Annotated in this window: 15 protein-coding genes and 3 pseudogenes; 5 read left to right on the top strand and 13 right to left on the bottom strand. The window is 72.4% G+C overall.

What is annotated here, in order from left to right; translation table 11 throughout:
* Positions 1-23: 23 nt before the first annotated feature.
* Entirely contained in the window at positions 24-1556 is a 1533-nt protein-coding gene (locus SSPS47_RS17630) for a hypothetical protein (RefSeq protein ID WP_164251932.1), read from the bottom strand.
* A gap of 33 nt (positions 1557-1589) precedes the next feature.
* On the opposite strand from SSPS47_RS17630, the gene SSPS47_RS17625 reads away from it, so the two are divergent.
* The gene (locus SSPS47_RS17625; protein WP_164251931.1) at positions 1590-1733 is read left to right on the top strand and encodes a hypothetical protein; all 144 of its coding nucleotides are present in this window, start codon (positions 1590-1592) and stop codon (positions 1731-1733) included.
* 106 nt (positions 1734-1839) lie between these two features.
* Here SSPS47_RS17625 and SSPS47_RS17620 read toward each other — a convergent pair.
* The 4 genes and pseudogenes from SSPS47_RS17620 to SSPS47_RS17605 form a co-directional block, all read right to left on the bottom strand.
* Positions 1840-2607 (bottom strand): annotated as a pseudogene (locus SSPS47_RS17620) (AAA family ATPase); the annotation flags it as partial.
* Between the two features lie 276 nt (positions 2608-2883).
* Positions 2884-3846 (bottom strand): helix-turn-helix transcriptional regulator, encoded by a 963-nt coding sequence (locus tag SSPS47_RS17615; protein ID WP_239064946.1) that lies wholly within the window; start codon positions 3844-3846, stop codon positions 2884-2886.
* A gap of 147 nt (positions 3847-3993) precedes the next feature.
* Entirely contained in the window at positions 3994-5190 is a 1197-nt protein-coding gene (locus SSPS47_RS17610) for a S1 family peptidase (RefSeq protein WP_164251930.1), read from the bottom strand.
* A 249-nt stretch (positions 5191-5439) separates the two neighbouring features.
* On the bottom strand, positions 5440-5895 hold the full coding sequence (locus SSPS47_RS17605; RefSeq protein WP_164251929.1) for a nuclear transport factor 2 family protein: 456 nt from the start codon (positions 5893-5895) through the stop codon (positions 5440-5442).
* A gap of 206 nt (positions 5896-6101) precedes the next feature.
* Between SSPS47_RS17605 and SSPS47_RS17600 the strand changes: the two genes are divergently transcribed.
* A complete protein-coding gene (locus tag SSPS47_RS17600) occupies positions 6102-6977 on the top strand; it encodes a peptidoglycan DD-metalloendopeptidase family protein (protein ID WP_164251928.1) in 876 nt (291 codons plus the stop codon).
* A 7-nt stretch (positions 6978-6984) separates the two neighbouring features.
* Here the strand turns inward: SSPS47_RS17600 and SSPS47_RS17595 are convergent.
* The 4 genes and pseudogenes from SSPS47_RS17595 to SSPS47_RS17580 all read right to left on the bottom strand — a co-directional run bounded on the left by SSPS47_RS17595 (position 6985) and on the right by SSPS47_RS17580 (position 9405).
* Positions 6985-7566 (bottom strand): annotated as a pseudogene (locus SSPS47_RS17595) (GrpB family protein).
* Between the two features lie 69 nt (positions 7567-7635).
* The gene (locus tag SSPS47_RS17590) at positions 7636-8160 is read right to left on the bottom strand and encodes a GNAT family N-acetyltransferase (protein ID WP_239064945.1); all 525 of its coding nucleotides are present in this window, start codon (positions 8158-8160) and stop codon (positions 7636-7638) included.
* Between the two features lie 81 nt (positions 8161-8241).
* Positions 8242-8589, bottom strand: a complete 348-nt coding sequence (locus tag SSPS47_RS17585; protein ID WP_164251927.1) for a nuclear transport factor 2 family protein — start codon at positions 8587-8589, stop codon at positions 8242-8244.
* Positions 8590-8625: 36 nt separating this feature from the next.
* A complete protein-coding gene (locus SSPS47_RS17580) occupies positions 8626-9405 on the bottom strand; it encodes an SDR family oxidoreductase (protein ID WP_239065286.1) in 780 nt (259 codons plus the stop codon).
* Between SSPS47_RS17580 and SSPS47_RS35475 the strand changes: the two are divergent.
* Positions 9395-9769, top strand: a pseudogene (locus tag SSPS47_RS35475) (helix-turn-helix domain-containing protein); the annotation flags it as partial. The gene SSPS47_RS17580 and the pseudogene SSPS47_RS35475 overlap by 11 nt on opposite strands.
* A gap of 150 nt (positions 9770-9919) precedes the next feature.
* Positions 9920-13297: an AAA family ATPase gene (locus SSPS47_RS17570; protein WP_164251924.1), complete on the top strand. Its 3378-nt coding sequence runs from the start codon at positions 9920-9922 to the stop codon at positions 13295-13297.
* Between the two features lie 109 nt (positions 13298-13406).
* On the opposite strand, the gene SSPS47_RS17565 is transcribed toward SSPS47_RS17570, so the two are convergent.
* The 4 genes from SSPS47_RS17565 to SSPS47_RS17550 form a co-directional block, all read right to left on the bottom strand.
* A complete protein-coding gene (locus SSPS47_RS17565; protein ID WP_164251923.1) occupies positions 13407-14267 on the bottom strand; it encodes an ABC transporter permease in 861 nt (286 codons plus the stop codon).
* On the bottom strand, positions 14264-15295 hold the full coding sequence (locus SSPS47_RS17560) for an ATP-binding cassette domain-containing protein (RefSeq protein WP_164251922.1): 1032 nt from the start codon (positions 15293-15295) through the stop codon (positions 14264-14266). Before SSPS47_RS17560 ends, SSPS47_RS17565 begins: the two co-directional genes overlap by 4 nt.
* 118 nt (positions 15296-15413) lie before the next feature.
* A complete protein-coding gene (locus tag SSPS47_RS17555) occupies positions 15414-16013 on the bottom strand; it encodes an NAD(P)H-dependent oxidoreductase (RefSeq protein WP_164251921.1) in 600 nt (199 codons plus the stop codon).
* Positions 16014-16184: 171 nt separating this feature from the next.
* Entirely contained in the window at positions 16185-16514 is a 330-nt protein-coding gene (locus SSPS47_RS17550; RefSeq protein ID WP_239064944.1) for a hypothetical protein, read from the bottom strand.
* Positions 16515-16796: 282 nt separating this feature from the next.
* Here SSPS47_RS17550 and SSPS47_RS17545 point away from each other — a divergent pair, with 282 nt between their 5' ends.
* Complete coding sequence (locus SSPS47_RS17545; protein ID WP_239064943.1) at positions 16797-18800, top strand: FUSC family protein; 2004 nt, start codon at positions 16797-16799, stop codon at positions 18798-18800.
* Positions 18801-18824: the final 24 nt, after the last annotated feature.

Genomic DNA, 18824 nt, shown 5'->3' with positions numbered 1-18824 from the left:
GCACAGGCCCCGGGCCCCTCAGCTCACCACCGCGCCCGACGCGAGCAGCAGGTCCGGCAGTGTGCCCTCGAAGTCCGGGGCCAGGCGGAGCGCGAGCGCCCAGCCCTCCGGGTCGTCCGAGAGGTGCTCATTGGCGAGTGCGGCGACCGCGCGGCGTGCGGCCCGTACCTCCTCGGTGCCGGGCGAGTCACCCGGCGCCAGCGCCCTGGACAGAAAGGCGATGGTCGCCTGGGCCGGGAATCCGGTCGGTCGGCGGCGGGGGTGTCGGCCGACCCTCCGTCCCGCCAGCGCCGGCCGGACAGCACGTGACGGCGCTGGGCGGGGGTGAGATCGGTGTGGAGGAAGAGCGCGGCGTTGACCTCGGACTCGTTGTACGGGATCAGCTCCTCGATCACCTCAGGGCGGGTGTCCCAGCTCGACGCGATGCCCGCGAGGGCCGACGCGCCCCGCGACCGGACTATGTACGCGCGCAGTTCAGGGGACGGCCGGTGCCAGAGCAGCAGTTGCTGAATGGCGCGCAGGTCCATGTGCTCGACGAGCGCGCACCGCGTCCCGTGACCCGCCGCGTCGTAGAGATACAGCCATGCCGCGCGCCCGATCGACGTCCCACGGCTGGGGAATTCGGGCCCCATCGGCTTCGGCCAGGGCTTGTCACGGTGTTTCGGCGCCTCGGCGAGCGCGGCGTCCACGAGTTCGGTGACGGTGCCGGAGAACCGCGGGAGCAGCGCGTACACGGCCCGCCAGGGCGCGAGATCCGGTCCCAGCCGGGCGACTTGGGCGACCAGGGCGTCCCGTACCGGCCCGTGGCCGTGCGGCAGGGCACACAGGATCCTGCGGGCCGGAGCCGTCTCCCGCAGGACGCGCTCGGCGGGGACGGCGCCCGAGACCAGTCCGCGGCCGAGGAGTTTGGACAGTGCGTGGTCTTCGAGCATGCCGAGAGTGGGGCTCGCCAGCATCGGCCAGTGGACGGCGCCGTCGGGCAGCGTGTTGTTCCGGTTGGCCTCGAAGGCGGCGAGGACCAGCTCCTGCGGGCAGTCCGGGTGCCCCCACAGAGCCGCCAGTGCCGAGGCGCGGAACGGCTCGGCACGGTGCTCCGCGACCAGGGCGTCCCAGTCCAGGGCGCCCGGTGCCGCCGGCAGCTCCGTCGTGCCGTGGAAGCCCTTGTCCCTGAAGTCCCCGATCAACTCCGTCGTCGTCCACGGGTGGCGTTCCCACGACTGCCGGTTCTTCCGGGGGGTGGTGTTCGACGGCCCGGTGGGCCGGGTCCCGGAGCCCGCGCCCCTGTCGGAGCCGGCCCTGCGGTCGAGGACGCTCCGCGCGTGCGCCACCACCTCGGGGAAGGGCGAGAGCAGGGCCGGTTCCAGCAGCTCCTGGCGCCGGGACGCCAGCAGCTTCGCCGGCAGACCGTCCTGCGCCCGCCAGCCGGGGTCCCCGGCCGTGGCCACCGCGCCCTCCCACACCGCGTCGCGCTGAGCGGGTGTACGGTCCCACTCGCGCTCGCCGTAGAGACCGGTAGCCAGCGCGGGATCACCCTGCCCGGCCAGCCGCTGGAACACGTCGTCGCGTGCCCGGCGGAGGCGACGAGCGCCGTGCGCAGCTCCGGGTCCCGGGTGGCGGTCAACTCCTCCAGCAGGGACGGCGGCAACGGGACGCGGCTGTCCAGCAGCCTGACCGTCTCCTCCCGGATGCGCGGCATCAGCGCGCGGGTCAGTTCCCGGTCGACCAGGGCGTAGGCGGCGGATACGACGGTGTGTTCGGCGTGGCGCATCTGGGACTCTCTCGGGCGTTCGGGCGACGTGGCTGCGGTGGGGCGGCGGTCCGAAAGGGCGGACACGCGTCTCAGGAGGACGCCGCGAGCTCCTTCATCCGGGCGAGCACGCCCACCCAGTAGCTCTGCCGGGCCGGCGTCTGCCCGACGAGATGGGTGGCGCGCAGCTTCGGCGGCATGTGGCGCAGCAGCCGTGCCACGACCTCGCCGTGCCGCTTGAGCTGGGACAGTTCGGCGTTGGCGAGCACCCGGTGCACCACGTCGGTGTCGTTCGTCCCCTCCGAGGAGACCTCCGACGCGACGGCGAGACGCTTCTCCCAGAGGTCGACGTCCCGAACCAACTCCCGAAAGCCGAGCGCCACTTCCTGCCCGATCCCGGCCAGCCTGGCTTCGAGTCCGGTCAGCGGCACCGGCGTGAACTCGCCCTCGCCCAGATGGATCAGGCCCAACATCAGCGGCTGGCCCGCCAGATGCAGTTTGATCAGCCGCTCCAGCGTCCGCTTGGTGATCCAGTCACGGGCCTCGTCGTCGATGTCGTTCTTCCACCATTCGAGGACGGTCTCGGCCACATCGCCGTACGCCGCGATGAGCCATTCGTTCGCCGGGATGTCCTCGGGCCGCACCTCGTAGCTGACCGTGAAGCGGCTGGCCCGCGCCACGTTGTTCCTGCTGACCCGGAGCTTTCTGCCCAGGTGGTACGGCGGGTTCTGGAGCGCGATCTGCGCGCGCAGGCCCTCCACCGGCCGCCCGGCCAGCGTCCACTCCTGGGTGATCTCCATCAGCTTGGCGAACGCGGCCTCGTCCTTGGGCCGGTTGTACCCGTCCCAGACGATCACCTTCAACAGCCGTCGCCAGTCCCGCAGATCGGCGACGCTCGTGGTCGTGGTCACGGCCGCTTCGGTCATGCGAAAAACCCTAGCGCCGGGGTCTGACATCCCGTCGGGCGCCGGACCGCGGGCGCGCAGGCGTCGGGCGCGCGGGCGTCGGGCGCGCGGGCGTCGGGCGCGCGGGCGTCGGGTGCGCGGGCGTCGGGTGCGCGGGCGTCGGACCGCGGGCGCGCGGGCGCGCGCGCGTCGGACCGCGGGCGTCGGGCGCGCGGGCGTCGGGCGCGAAGGTCAGGCGGGCCACTCCCACGACATGCCGTGTATCCCCGCCGGGCACTTCGGCGGCAGCATGTGCGCCGTGTGCGAGACGTCCAGCGCGATCTGCCTGCTGCTCGTCTTCTCCGCGCCGATCCGTTCGCGGTAGTAGCGGTGGCAGCTCACCGGCAGCGCGTCGGGGTCGAAGTACACGTGCAGCAGGTACTCCCGCAGGCTCACCCGCGTGCGGCGCTCGTGGTACGTCGAGACCTCGCGGCTCGGGGAGAGCGAGATCGTGTAGTCGGCCACCACCGTCTCGTTCTTGGCCATTTCACCGCCGAACAGGATCTCCGTCACGATGCTCCGCCGCTCCGGCAGGAACTCCACCCGGCCGAGCCTGCCGCAGCGTACGGCGACGTCGACCGACTCCGTCGCCGGGTCGTCGATGACATGCACGGCGGTCAGCCGGCTCGCGCCGTCGCGGGTGGCGCGCAGCACCTGGTTCACCGACATCTGCCGTATGCGGCGCTCGGCGTCGAGATGGACGGTCTCGTGGATGACCAGGGAGGTGACGTCCTCGTTGAAGCGCGCGAAGTCCGCGCCGAGGGCCTGTTCCACGTCGGAGTTCTCACCGAAGACGCGGTGCGAGGCGGAGAGATCGAGCAGGTCCGACGCCGTACGGCCGCGCGGCCGGCCGGGGCGCAGGAGAGAGCGGAGGGCGCCGGCGGGCAGGGCGAGGATGTCCTCCAGCGCGTCGACGGCGCGCAGGGACCTGGCGCGTTCGGGCTGGCTGCGCCCGCGCTGCCAGTAACTGAGGGTGGCGAGGCTGACGCCGATTCCCTGTGCTTCGAGCCGGTCGCGTACGCGCTCCAGCGAGAGACCGCGGCGGCGCAGGGCCTCCCGGAAGACATCGGCGAACGTCACTTCCGCGTCCCCGGCGACGTCCGGGTCCACTCCCGCGCCCGTGGCCCCGCCCATGCCCGTTTCCGTGTCGGTCATGGCAGCAGCTCCGATCGAAGAGGAGTCCCGGACGGCCGGACCCCGTTCTCTGCGTCGATGGTATGCGGACGACGAAAGCCGCCCACCGGTAAGGGTGGGCGGCTCCGCCGCCGTCTCTCCGGGGGCATCGGAGAGACGAAAACCTGTTCAGTTGGTGTTGAGGGTCAGCTTGTAGTGCGAGAGCGCGTCGGTCAGCGGCTGGAAGTACGAGGAGCCGGTGGTGTTCACGCCGCCGCAGTTCTGGCCGATCGGGCCGCCGGAGGTCATGCCCTGCGCCTGGTTGCCGGAGATGTAGGCGCCACCGCTGTCGCCGCCCTCGGTGCAGACGGTGGAGCTGCCGAGGCCCGTGACGACCGTGTCGGGGCCGCCGTTGGCGTCGGTGTACGTGACGGTGACGTTGTACGAGCGCACGGTGCCGCAGGTCCAGCCGGTGGTCTGGCCGGACTTGCACATCGCCGCGCCCGTCGCCGCGCGCGTACCGCCGCGGACCGCGACGTTCCCCGCCTGGCCGTGCGTGGTGACCTGCGTGCCTATCGAGTCCTCGGCGTCGACCGCCGCTATGCCCATGTCCACGCTGCGCGTGCCGACGGCGAAGCGCGAGTCGGTGCCCTTGGCGAACTTGACGTTGTTGTAGGCGAGGTCGGGCAGTTCCTCGATGCAGTGCCCGGCGGTGACCAGGTACTGCTTGCCCGCGGCGTCACGCGCCCCGAACCCGACCGAGCAGATGTAGCCGTTGAACGTCATACGGCTGCCCGGGGGCACCACCGCCTGGGTCTCCAGCCGCTCCTGGCCGCGGACGACGCGGACGGCGTCGCCGTGCTTGCCCGCGGCCTCGATGAACGAACGGGCGGCGGTACCGCTGTCGCTGCTCACCTCCACCGTGACGGTGTCGGACGCGAGGTCGACCGACCACGACGAGACACCGGCGGGGGCCCGCTCGACGGCCTTCGCGTCCAGCTCCGCCTTTATCCGGTCCAGCGCCGACTTGCCGTGCTCGGGAACGCGGGCGACGAGGCCCGCGTCCGCCACCCGGGCCGCGGATCTCGCGTCCGGCGCGTTCACCGTCAGCGTCCCCGACTCGGTGAAGAAGGCGCCGTCCGTCTTGATGCCCTGCTTCTTCACGGCGGCCAACTCGCGCTGCTGCGCGGCTTCGCGGTCGAGCCGCTCTACGGCCTCCCGCTCGGTGGTACCGAGGGTCTCGGCGAGCGCCGAGACCATCTCGGGCTGGTACCGCGGCGCCTGACCCGCGCCGTACGGGTCGGCTGCCTGCGCGCCGGTGACGGCGGAGGCCGAGAGCAGGACGCCGGTGACGGCGGCGACGAGGTATTTCCGGGAAACCTGCACGGTGCTTCCTCTCGTATCGGAGCAGCGCCGAACAGCGGCGTGCCAAGCCTTCGGGGAACAGGGCCTGTTGCCGCGCGTTCGTGGGTGGGCGCTTGTCCGGCGACGTGGCTGGGGGGTGTGTGGGGCGTCGCGGGATGAACTCTCGCTGAACGCTCCCTTTCCGTACAAGGCCTGGCCAGGGAGGTATTTTCAACAGAGTTGCGGATAACTGTTGAGAGGAAGTCGGGGGGACGGGAGGTGGGCGGGCCGTCAGTCGCCCGGCCCCACGGCCGCCCCGTCGAACGCCTGGGCCACCGCGAGGCTGTCCTCGTAGACGTGGTTACGGGTGACGAGACCGTTCTCGACGGTGAGGTGCAGGGCGAACCGGGCCCGGTACGCGCGTCCGGTGGACCGGGCCGTCTGCCGTATCTCGCCCGTCACGACGGCGTCGTTCCCGTCGACCAGGATCCGCTCGATCTCGGTACCGACCTCGCCGGGCACATGGTGCTCGGCGATCTCGCGGTAGTTGGCCACCGCGTCGGCGCGGCTGCTCCGCCGCCGGATCCAGGGCGTCGCGGCCCGCCCGTGCTCGGCCTCCGGCCAGTCCAGCCCCCAGTCGACCTCTTCCGCGTACAGCTCGCCGATCCGGTCCGGGTCCCCGGCCCCGATCCGGCGCAGCAGTTCCTGAACGACCTGACGCGTCCGCGCACTCGCTTCCACCGACATGCCTACCCACCCCTCACCTGCCCCGCGCCCTGCCGGCGCGGCGTGCGACCACATCCTGACCGGGACGTCCGGACGATGGCGATTACCCCGGAGGTAACACCGCCGAGCCGGCCTCAGCTTTTATCAGAAGCTGCCATACCAACCGCGCCTGAAATCCCCTACGTTCGGACGTCGTCCGGTCCACTCCTCCCCCCACAGGAGTCCTCATGTGTGAGCCCCACCTCAGCCGCCGCGCCCTGCTGCGCGGATCCGCCGGCGCACTCGGCGTCGGCGCGCTCGGCATCGGCCTCGTCGCCACCACCGGTACACCGGCGTACGCCGACAGCGGCGCCGAACGGGCGCCGCGCGACAACTTCCACAACCCGTTCAGCGGTTACGCGATCACCGGCACCTGGCAGGAGCACATCGACCGCGGCTCGCTGGGCGGTCTCGACTACGGCATGGGCGTCGGAACGCAGCTCCCGGCGGCCGGCGGCGGGACGGTCACCAACATCCCGGAAAACGGGACCGGCGGCCACACCGTGACCATCACCCACCCCAACGGCTACCGCACGCAGTACATGCACCTGTCCCAGTTCCTGCTCGGCAACGGCGCCTCGGTCGCCGCGGGCGGCATCGTCGGGCTCTCCGGCGGCGCGCCCGGTGCGCCCGGCTCGGGCTCGTCCACCGGCCCGCACGTGCACTGGCACATGATCGACCCGAACGGCGTGCGCATCAATCCGCTCACCTTCCTGGGGAACGGCGGTGGCGGCACCGGGCTGCCGAAGACCTCGACGGAGCAGGACGGTGTGCCGGGCACGGTGTTCTGGCAGCGGGCCCAGAAGTGGCTCTCGATCGAGTCGGGTTACACGGGCCCCGTCGACGGCGCGCCGGGCACCCGGACGTACGCGGCGCTGCAACGCAACCTGCGCGACCACCACGGCTACGCCGGCCCCATCGACGGCGCACCCGGTCAGCAGACGTACGCCGCGCTCCAGCGGCTCGCGGGCGGTTACGGGTACACCGGGCCGGTGGACGGGGTGATGGGCCCCAACTCCTGGCGCGCTGTGGCCCGTTTCCTCAACGAGGACCGCTGGGACTGAGCGGGTCTCAGCCCGCGCTCCTGGCGCGGGCCAGGATCTCCTCGACCACCTCGGTCTTGGCGTCGGCGTAGTTCTGCATGTACTTCCACTCCTGCCGCGCCGGTCCCCGCTTCGTCCTCGCGTACAGCTCACGGTCGCCGGTATGCGTGCGCAGCCGGTCCCGGAAGAGCAGCATGCGGTCGACCTCGGGGCAACCGGCGGGCAGGACATGCAGGTTGGCCGAGCCGGCCGAGGGGTCGAGGTCCCGCTTCCGGAGCACCCGGTGCTCGTACCACTCGGGCTCCCGGACGGCGACCGCGTAGCCGGCGGCGGTCAGGGCGGGCACCTAACCGTCCTCGTCGCCGGGGTCGTCGACGATCAGCAGCATGTCGATGACGGGCTTCGCGGGAAGACCGGGCACCGAGGTGGAGCCGACGTGCTCGATCCGGTGCCCGGACGCGCCGCCCTCGTCGGCGAGCCGCGCGCCGATCGACACGGCCTCGCGCCGGTAGACCCCCGGCCACCGGGGGTCGTACTCCCTCAGCGTCACCTGCCCGTCGACCCGCTGGGCGGCCCCGAGCGCGGCGGCCCCGATCTCGTCGTCGGTCATCGGCCGCTGACCGTGGTCGTCCGCCATGAGCCCTCAACTCCCGTGTGTGCGTGCACTGCGTACTGCTTACTACGGGGCGGGCTGCGTGGACGGCCGGGACTGCGGCGACGGCTCCGGCAGTGGCGCCGTGGCCTGGAAAAGGGCCAATTCGGCGTCGGCGCTCACCCGGGTGAGTCCCGCCTTCTCCAGTACGCGTGCCGAGGCCGGGTTCGACAGTTCCACCTTCGCGCCGACCGTGTGGATGTCCGGCGCCGTCAGGGCGAACGCGGCGATGGCGTGGGCGGCCTCGGAGGCGTAGCCCCGGCCCCTGCGGGAGGGGACGATCCCGTAGCCGAACTCGATCGTGCCGTCCGACGGCGGGAAGAGGCCGACCGCCCCGACCACCAGGCCGGTCGCGCGCTCGATGATCTGGCGCTGGCCGTAGGGACCGAGGGTGCCGGGGTGTTCGGCGATGAATCCGGCGATGACGCGGTCGCCTTCGGCGGGGAAGTCCTCGGCCCAGTGCGGAAACCCGCTCTCACCGGCGACGACGGCGGCGACATCCTCGGCGGGCCAGGAACGCAGGACGAGACGGTCGGTGGTCAGGTCGGGCACGGGAGTCTCCTGAGGAACGTGGCGTAGGGAGTCGAGTCGACGCCGGAGTCTGCCATCGCGGGGGAGGGCGGGTCGCCTCGATCACGGCGCGATGGTCAGGTCCTCGATCAGCCCGGCGCGCAGCGTGAACCGGAAACGGAGGTCGACGCGCCCGCCGGGGAAGTCGCCCTCCAGACGGTTGGTGACGACGTGGTGGTTCTCGTCCGGGCTCTCGGCACCGAGGAGTTCGGTGGTGTACGTGTACTCGCTCGCCGCCTTGCCGAGCCACTGCCCGATCGCGGCCCTGCCGGTGTACGTCGAGCCGTCGTCCGTGACGGTCGCGCCTTCGTGGAAGGTCGCGAGCGCGGACTCCTTGTCGCGGATCTGGTGGGCGGTCAGATAGCGGTTGACCACATCGGGGAGTGCGGGTGCCGGGCCGTTGACGCTCATGGTGTGCTCCTTGGGAGGTGGGAGTGGTGGGGGCGGTCAGGCGGCGGTCGGGATCGTCCCGCCGTCGATGACGTGCTCGGCGCCGACGATGGACGACGCGCGGTCCGAGACGAGGAAGGCGACCAGCTCGGCGACCTCCTCGGGCTCTGACGGCCGCCCCAGCGGGATCCCGCCGAGCGAGTCCATGAGCCGACGGAGCGCCGCGTCGGTGTCGATGCCCGCGCCCGCCGCAATGCGCTCGACGAGCGCCTCCGCGGCCGTGGTCCTGATGAAGCCCGGCGAGACGGTGTTGACGCGGACGCCGTGCGGGGCGACCTCGTTGGCCAGGCCCTTGCTGTACGTCGCGAGCGCCGCCTTCGCCGCCGCGTAGCCGAGCGTCGCCTCGTACAGAGGCATCCGGTGCTGGATGGAGGTGACGTGCACGATCGCGCCCTTGCCTGCCGCGATCATGCCCGGCAGCAGGCCGCGGTCCAGCCGTACGGCGGCCAGCAGGTTGCTGTTGAGTTCGGTGTCCCACGCCGCGTCGTCCAGGGCGGCGAAGCCGCCGGACGGGGCGTGGGAGCCGCCGAAGTTGCTGACCAGGATGTCGATCCCGCCGACCCGGTCGAGCGCTTCGGAGACGATCGTGCGGGCGCCGTCGGGTGTGGTGATGTCCGCGCCGATGAACCGCTGCGGCTCGACCTCTTCAGGACGGTGGCGCGCGGTCACCAGCACGGTGGCACCGGCCCGCGCGAGCCGCGCGGCGATGGCGGCGCCGGCCCCCTTCGTACCGCCGGTGACCAGCGCACGCCTGCCGTCCAGTGACTCTTCCACGATCCGTCCCCGGCTTTCCTCGGTCGCCGACGGGTTGTTGGAGCGCCGCCCGTACCAACAGGGGCCGACGCGCCACGAGTACGTCCTCACGGACCTCGGCCGCTCGCTTCGCCCGGTACTCGTCAGTCTCGCCGCATGGGGCAACTCGCGCCTGCCGACAGAGGACCGGACCATGATCCTCGTCGACGCGGAGACCGGCGAGGAGGTCGAGCCGGTGATCGTCGACGCGGCAACGGGGCACAGGCTCGACGACAGCGAGGCGTACGTCTTCGCGGCCGGCCCGGCGGCGACGGGCGGGATGCTGGCGCGGTACGGCGGCTCCGCGCCCGGTCCGCGGGAGGCACGGGATCCGCGAGACGTGTTTTAGGGCGTGTCTCCGGAATGTAGCGCCGTCCGCCCGCAGGGCGGGGCCCGCGTCGGCGGGCGTGGATCGTACCCCGGCCCTGCCACCTGCACGTCTGTCCGTCGGCAAGATTTCGTATGCCGATTGTCAGTGGTGCCTTCTATGGTTTTGGTCATGACCCCTGCACTGATCGGGCGTGACCACCCCGCAGGCGTCCTCCGCGCGGAGATCGGCCGTGCGACGGACAGCCACGGGGGTCTCGTGCTGGTCGCGGGCGAGGCGGGCATCGGCAAGACCACGCTCGTCACCGCCGTCGCGCTGGAGGCGCGGCAGCGCGGGGCCCTGGTGCTCGGCGGCTCGTGCTGGGAGGGCAGCGCTCCGGGGTACTGGCCGTGGGTGCAGGTCGTGCGCGGGATGCGGCGCGGCCTCCGTGAGCAGGAGTGGGCGAAGGCCGAGGAGGCGGCGGGCGGACGGCTCGCGGTGCTGCTCGGCGAGGCCGCGGGGGACGACGAGGCCAAGGACGCCTTCTCCGTGTACGACGCGGTGACGACCGCCCTCGTCACCGTCTCCCAGGACCGGCCGGTCGTCGTCGTCCTGGACGACCTGCACTGGGCGGACACCGCGTCGCTCAGCCTCCTCGAATTCGCCGCCCAGCACGCCTGGTTCGAGCGGCTGCTGCTCATCGGGACGTATCGCGACGTGGAGGTGGAGGCGCCCGGCCATCCGCTCCAGCAGCTCATCCTTCCCCTCGTCGCCCGAGCCACCACCGCGGTGACGCTGACCGGGCTCGACAGGGACGACGTGGGCGCGCTCCTCGCGCTCACGACCGGGCGGGAGCCGGAGCCCGCGCTGGTGGACGAGGTGCACAGCCGTACGGGCGGCAATCCGTTCTTCGTCGAGCAGACCGCCCGTCTCTGGCACGGCGGCAGCTCTGTCAGCACGATCGCGCCCGGCGTGCGCGAGGCCGTGCGGCGACGGCTGTCGATGCTGCCGAAGCCGGTCGGCGACCTGCTGGTCACGGCGAGCGTGCTGGGCCGGGAGTTCCACCGCCAGGTGCTCGCCGCCGCCACGTCCGCTCCCGTGCCGCACGTGGACCGGCTGCTGGACCGGGCCGTGTCGGCCCGGCTCGTGGTGACGCGCGGGGGCGGCCGGTTCGCCTTCGCCCACGACCTCGTCCGCGAGACGCTCTACGAATTTCTGGAAGAGGCCGACGCAGCCCGTCTGCACGGCGCGGTCGTGCGCGCCCTGGACACCGCCCCGGCACTGAGCGAGAAGATCGTCCCCGCGGATCTGGCCCGGCACGCCCATCTCGCGGGCGGGACGGTGGACCGCGGCCACCGCATCGATCTGCTGCTCGCGGCCGCGCGCGACGCGTCGAGCAGGCTCGCGGTCGACGAGGCCGTCGGTCACTTCCGGCGTGCCCTGGAGGTGGCGGAGACGCCCGGCGAGGGCGATCCGCGCCGCGCCGTCCTCATCTCGCTCGACCTCGCGGGCGAGCTGCGGCACCACGGCATGGAGGAGGAGGCCCGGCGGTATTTCGACCGCGCGGTGACACCGGCGCGCGAGCTGGGCGATCCCGAGCTGCTCACGCGGGTCGCGCTCACCCTCCATCAGCAGCAGGACATGCCCGGCCACGGCTCGCAGGCGGGGGAGCTGCTGCACGAGGCGTACCGCGCGGTGTTCGGGGAGGAAGAGAGGGACGGTTCCGCCAGGAGCGGCGGGAGAGGCGGCCCCGGCAGCAACGAGATGGAGCGGATCGCGCAGGACCTCGCCGTCCGCGCCACGGACCTCGCCCGGCGGGACGACGACGACGAGGCGCTCGCCTTCTCCCTCTGGGCACGGCACGACACCATCTGGGGCCTCGGGACGTCCGACGAGCGGCTCGCTCTCACCACCGAGATGTCGACCGTCGCCCGCCGCACCCAGAATCTGGACATGGAGGTCCACGCCGCGGCGATGCGCTGGGTGACCCTCCTGGAGATGGGCGACCCGCGCTATCTGAACCAGTTGCGTACGTACGCGGGAGTGGCCGAGCGCACGGGCAAGCGCAGGTACGAGCTGGGAAAGACCCTCGACCTGGGCATCGTCGCCGCGCTCAACGGCGACTTCGACCAGGCGGAGAAGTGGTACACGGACACGCTCGAAGCCGTGCCCGACCAGGCGGCGTACGGATATCTCACCTCCCATCTGCGCTGGGCCCTGCACATGACGCGGGGCCGCTACGACGAGGCCGACGCCGTCACGCGCGGCCTCGACGGGGTGGACTACTTCTACCCGCTGCTGCTCGACGGGATCTCGGCGATCGAGCGCGGCGACACGGCGCGGGCGCTGCGGCTTCTCCGGGAGGTGTCGGACCGGCCGGAGCCCGTCTCGCGGGTCTTCGCACCGCTGCGGTTCCGGCTCCTGGCGCACACCGCCGCCGCGTCGGGCGATCCCGCGCTGATCGCCGAGGCCAGGGGCGCGCTCGGCGCGCACAGCGGCCGATGGCTCGTCGCGCTGTACGGCTGCGACATCAGCGGGCCCGTCGACTTCTGGCTCGGTCTGCTGGACGCGGCGGAGGAGCGCTGGGACGCGGCGGTGGCCTCCTTCACCGCCGCGCGTGACTCCGCCGACCGTCTCCAGGCGAAACCGTGGTCCCTGCGGGCGGGCCTGGCGCTGGCCGACGCCCTGCGGGCGCGCGGCGGGACCGGGGACGCCGCCGCGGAGGCGGCTCTGCGCACGCGGGCGGCGCCGGCGGCGCGGACGATGGGCCTGCGGCATCTGGAGAGGCGCGCCCCGGGGGTGGAGGTGGCGGCGGACGAGCCCGGCTCGGCCGGGTCACCGGACCCGCCCGCCCCGGACACCCGGCGGGGGCCGTGGGTGAGAGGCCCCTGGGGGGACGGCGCGGGCCCGAGGGGGCCGGGCAGACCGGACGGAGGCCGTACGGAGGCGGAGGCCGGCCCGGACGGGAGCGCCCGCGCCGCCGCCGCTCGACCGGCCCCGTCCGGAGCGGAGTTCAGACGGGACGGGGCCGTCTGGGCGCTCGCCTTCGAAGGGCGGGCGGTCCATGTGCCCGACGCCAAGGGGCTGCGCGATCTGCACACCCTGGTCTCGCACCCCGGCACGGACTTCCCCGCGGTCCGCCTCCTCTCCCCCGACGGCGGGGAGACGGCCGCGGCGGCGCACGCCTTGGGCGGCGACCCGGTGCTGGACGAACGGGCCAAGGCGGAGTACCGCCGGCGGCTCGACCAGTTGGACCAGGAGATCGACCGCGCGGGTGAACGCGGCGACGACGCGCGGGCCGCCGCGTACGACAGGGAGCGCCAGGCCCTCCTCGACGAACTCCGCACCGCCGCGGGACTCGGCGGGCGCACCCGCCGCCTGGGCGACGAGGCCGAGCGGGCCCGCAAGACGGTCACGGCCCGCATCCGCGACACCCTGCGCAAGCTCGACGCCCTCCACCCCGAACTGGCCGCGCATCTGCGGAAGTCGGTAACCACGGGCGCGACCTGCGCCTACCGCCCCGACGGCACGGAGGACGACACCTCCGCCACCCTCACCTGGCGCCTGTGAGCCCCACCGCCGATGCTGGGGCCTCCCCCTCGGGCAAGGTCAACACACACCGGTGGCCCGCGGCTCTCCCCCGGGGAGTCGCGGGCCACCGGCCTTTGGATTCATGCCCTCACTTGCGGTTGTAGAGCCGCATCGTCCAGGTGCCGAAGACGAGCACCAGTCCGACCGACCAGCCGAGCGTCACCGCGATGTCGTGGGCCGGCCAGTTGCCCGCCATCAACTCACGCACCGCGCTGGCGAGTTCGGAGACGGGGCTGTTGTTGACGAATGCCTGGAGCCAGCCCGGCATCGTCTTCGGGTCGACGAAGACGTTGCTCAGGAACGTCAGCGGCATGATCACCATCATGCTGACGCCCATCACCGACTTCTCGGTGCGCAGCATCAGGCCGAGCATCGTCCAGATCCACGAGAACGAGAAGGAGAAGACGAGCAGCAGCAGCACTCCCGCCGCGATGCCGAGCACACCGCCGTCGGGCCGGTAGCCGATGGCCAGGCCCACGCCCAGGATCACTATCGCGGCGATCATGTAGCGCATCACGTCACCGAGCAGATAGCCGACCATCGGGGCCGGGCGCCAGATCGGGAGCGTGCGGAACCGGTCGAAGACGCCCTTGGCTATGTCGGTGTTGACCGCGACGCCCGAGTACATCGTGATCATCACGACGCTCATCACCATGACGCCGGGCAGCAGGAACTGGATGTACGCGGAGACCGACCCCGCCAGCGCACCACCGAACAGATACGCGTACATCAGCACCATCATGACCGGGAAGACGGTCACGTCGAAGAGCTGCTCGGGCACGTGCTTGATCTTCAGCATCGCCCGCCAGCCGAAGGTCATCGACGCGGAGAGCGCGCTGGGCCTCGGCGGCCGTTCCTTGTTCACGAGCAGCGCGGCGAGGTCGTCCGCCGTGGGCGTGGTGAGTTCGAGGTCGTCGAGGTCCTGGGTCTTCGTGGCTACGGTCGTCATGCCGCTGCCCCCTCCTTCACATCGGTGCTCTTGCCGAACGACGCACGCGACGCGTCGTCCGACGGCTTCTTCTTGTCGGTGAGAGCGAGGAAGACCTCGTCCAGGCTGGGCTGACCGAGGGAGAAGTTGTCCACGACGATCCCCTCGTGGGCCAGCTCGGCGAGCGCGCGCCCGGCCTGCTCGGCCGCGCCCTGTTCGGTGCCGCCCCCGCTGATGGTGGCGGTGAGGGCGAGCGGGTCCGCGTCCAGCACGATGTCCGCGCGCAGTGCGGCGGCCAGCACCCGCCGGGCGTCCGGCCGCTGGGCCGCGTCGCGCAGCCGCAGATGGACGGCGCCGGAACCGACCGACGCCTTCAGGTCGCCCTTCGTGCCCTCGGCGATGACCTTGCCCTGGTCGATCACGGCGATACGGGACGCCAGCTGGTCGGCCTCGTCCAGATACTGCGTCGTCAGCAGCACCGTCGTCCCCTGCGAGACAACGGCCCGCACGATGTCCCACACCTGGTTACGGCTGCGCGGGTCGAGGCCGGTCGTCGGCTCGTCCAGGAAGAGCAGGTCAGGGGTGTTCAGGATGGAGGCGGCGATGTCGATACGGCGCCGCATACCGCCCGAGTAGTTCTTGACCTGCCGACCCGCCGCCTCGTCAAGACCGAACGCGTTCAGCAACTGCCCCGCGCGGTCGCGCGCGTCGGGCTTGGTGTGCCCGAGGAGCCTGCCGAGCAGGATCAGGTTCTCCGAACCGGTCAGGTCCTCGTCCACCGACGCGTACTGCCCGGTCAGCGCGACCCGGCCGCGGACCGCCTCGGCGTCCCTCACCACGTCCTTGCCGAAGATGCGGGCCTCGCCGCCGTCGGGGCGAAGCAGCGTGGCGAGCATCCGTACGACGGTGGTCTTCCCCGCGCCGTTCGGGCCGAGTACTCCGTAGACCATGCCCGTCGGCACGGCGAGATCGACTCCGTCCACGGCGCGGTTCGAGCCGAAGACTTTCACCAGCCCCGTGGTCTCGATCGCGAGGTCGTCTTTACTCATCGTCAGTCCTTCGTCTGTCGTCGTTCGTGTACGTCGTACGAGTACGTGGTACGAGTACGTGGTTCTGGATCGTCTTCGGCGGGTTCTGTCCTATGACTCCGCCGGTGCCAAAAACTCATCAGCAGATGTACGGGCGGGCCGCCCGCGCCTCGCGCAGCGCCAGGCCCCACCACGCGAGCTGGTCGAGCAGCACGCTCGCCGCCCGGTCCCTGTGCTCCTCCGCCGCCGCGTCGACGTCGAGGACGTCGTCGCCGCAGTCGAAGAGGTTGATCGACACCCCGTTGCGCAGGGTGACCGTGTGCAGCTCCGTGAAGACCGTGCGCAGCCCCTCCACCGCGTACAGCCCGCCGGACCCGTGGCCGTAGCTGACGAAAGCGACCGGCTTCGTTTGCCACTCGTCGTAGGCGAAGTCGACGGCCTGCTTGAGGGAGGCGGGGAACGAGCGGTTGTACTCCGGTGTCACCACCACGAACGCCTCCGCGCGGTCGACCTCGGCCGTGAACTCCGCCATCGGCCCCGTGGGCAGGTCGGGATAGCGCGCGGGGAAGTCGAACGCGGCGAGGTCGACGACCGACAGCTCCAGCTCGTCCCGCTTGGCGGCCCGCTCGACGAACCACCGCCCGACCGCCTCACCGAGACGGCCCTCGCGGGTGCTGCCGATGATGACCGCGACGCGCAGCGGCGCCGCCGCCGTGCCGCTCCCGCAGTGCTGTCGCATCCGGGCCGCCTCCCTCCCTCGTCCGCCGTCGCTCCCCCTCACCCAGAAGGCGCTAGACGTGACCGCGCGCCCGCCAGATCAGATCTGGCGGGCGCGCGGGATACGGAAAGGGCAGGTCGGACGCGGTCTGCGTGGTCCGGGCGTCAGCTCACCGGAGGTCCGGCGGCCGGCTCAGTCCTCGCGCGTGTGGAAGTAGTAGAAGGTCGCCACCGCGCTCGCCACCCCCACCGTCAGCCCGATGCCGGACGACCGGAGCACGCTCGCGTAGGTGAGGCTGTGCAGGAACCCCACGGAGACGCCCGCCACCACACCGAAGGCCATCGCCCGCAGCTCGGGGGGCATCGTCTTCGGAAGCCGCATCAGTGCGAAGACGAGCACGGCGACCGCGAGGCCCGAGACCACGCCGAGGGTGATCTGGAGGGCGTTGAGCGGGCTGCCGTGGCGCTGGATGAACGGGGCCCAGATGCCGTACAGGATGCCGAGCGAGATCGGCACCGCCACGGTGTGCAGGGGGATACGGCGCCTCCCGGGCCCCGGGGAACGCCCCGAGGACCGTCCCGGGAAGTGCCCCGAGAAGCGCGACGGACGCGCGTGCCGGGGCCCGGACGTGGTCCCGTGCGTGGACGTCGGTGCCTGTGTGGCCATGGCAGAGAACTCCTCCCGCTCGTCCTTCTTCCAGAGCACACCCGCCGACAGCCCCCGGCAACTCGGACCGCCGCGCCCGTCCCGCTCCACCCCGCCCGGGGCTGACAGCCCGGCCCCCCATACGTCACTGTGGCCACCGTGATCTCTCCCCGTCCCGACCGGCCCACCACCCGGCCCACCGTCCGGCTCACGCCACCGGAGTGGCTGCTCAGCGGTCTGCGGCCGAAGCCCGCCCCCGTCCCCTGGGCGGCCGTCGTCCGCGCCTCCGTCGCGCTGGCCGCACCGCTCGCCGTGGGACTCGCCGTCGGCCGGCCCACGTACGGCGCCCTCGCCGCCATGGGCGCGCTGTCCGGGGTGATCAGCGACACCGCCGGCGCCTACCGGCTGCGGATACTGACCATCGCGATTCCCCAGCTCTTCGGCGCGATCGGCGTCACCCTCGGCACGCTCGTCTTCGGCCACGGCTGGCTCGCCGTCGTCGCGCTGACACTCGTCGCGCTCGTCTCCGGGATGATCTCCTCGATCGGCGCGGTGGCCTCGGTCTCCGGGCTGCTGCTGCTCCTCAACGCGGTCGTCGGCGCCGGTCTCCAGATGCCCGAGCCCTGGTGGGTGGCCCCGCTGCTGCTCTCCTGCGGCGGTCTCTTCGTGCTCGCCCTGTCCCTGCTCGGCTGGCCCTTCCGCGGCCGTGTCGCGGAGCGCACCGCCGTCGCCGACGCGTACCGCGCCTCGGCCGACCTGCTGGAGTCGGCGGGCCGGCAGGACACCGACGGGGATTACGACGGGAAGCGGCAGGCCGTCACCGCGGCGCTGAACGAGGCGTACGACCTCGTCCTCGCCCGCCGCGCCCGCGACAACGGCAGACGCGGCCCGCTCGTACGGCTGCTCTCGCAGCTCAACGTGCTCATCCCGCTCGTCGAGGCCGCGCCCGCCGCCCATCTGCGACGCCGCCCGCTGCCCGACGAGATCCCGGCCGCCGTCAGGGAGTTGGCGCGGGCGGTCGAGGAGGGCCGCCTCGGCGGCGCCGACCTCGACCTGCCGCCGCCCGGGACGCCCTCGGAGCGCGCCGTCGACGCCGCGCTGCGGCACGCCGCGTCCGTCGTGCACAAGCCCGACCCCGACCCGTACAACGTGGACGACCGCCTCGGCCGCCCCGCCGCCCTCGGCGTCCGGATCCGCCGCGCCGGGCGGGACATGCTGTTCAGCGAGTCGTCCTGGCGCTACGGGCTGCGCCTCGCGCTCTGCATCGGTCTCGCCCAGTCCCTGGTGTCGGTGATCGACGTGCCGCGCTCGTACTGGGTCGCGCTCACCGTCACCTTCGTCCTCAAGCCGGATTTCGGCTCGGTCTTCTCGCGCGGCGTCCTGCGCGCTCTCGGCACGGCGGCCGGTCTCGTGGTGGCCGCGGCCGTCCTGGGGCACGTGCCGCGCGGCTGGTGGGACGTGCCGGTGATGGTGGTGCTCGCCGCGTTCATCCCGGCGGTCTCGGCGAAGAGTTACGGCTTCCAGACGGCGGCCATCACACCGGTGATCCTGCTGGTCTCCGACGTGCTCAACCACGAGGGGTTCGCGCTGGTCGTGCCGCGTCTCGTGGACAGTCTCATCGGCTGCGCGATCGCGCTGGTCGCGGGCTATCTGCTCTGGCCGGAGAGCTGGCACACCCGGATCGGCGACCGGCTCGCGGACGCCGTGGAGGACACGGCGGACTACCTGGCGTACGCGTTCGGCCCGACCACCGGCCGTACGGAGGCGGAGACGGCGGCGAACCAGGCCGAGCGGGTGCGGCGCAGACGCGTCATCTACCGCGATCTGTCCGTCGTACGGACGGAGTTCCAGCGCGCGCTCACGGAGCCGCCGCCGACCGGCAGACGTGCCGCCGCCTGGTGGCCGCTGGTCGTGGCGCTGGAGCGGATCATCGACGCGACGACGGCGGCGCGGGTACGCGTCAACCACGGGGCGGCGCCGCCCGGCGCGGCCGAGATCGCGGACGCGGAGAAGCAGTTGCGGGAGCTGGCGGCGCGGGTGCGCTCCAGTGTGGTCCTGGTGGACGTGCGCGAGGAGTGGTCGGCGTCCGACGAGGAGGGCGTGCTGGCCCCGCTGCGGCAGGAGCTGCGCGCGGCGCAGGCGATCACCTCACAGCGCCGGTGAGAACGCCACCGGCCGCGCCCCGCG

The sequence above is a fragment of the Streptomyces sp. S4.7 genome, assembly GCF_010384365.1.
Classification (GTDB): Bacteria; Actinomycetota; Actinomycetes; order Streptomycetales; family Streptomycetaceae; genus Streptomyces.
This window is presented reverse-complemented; position numbering and strand designations above follow the sequence as displayed.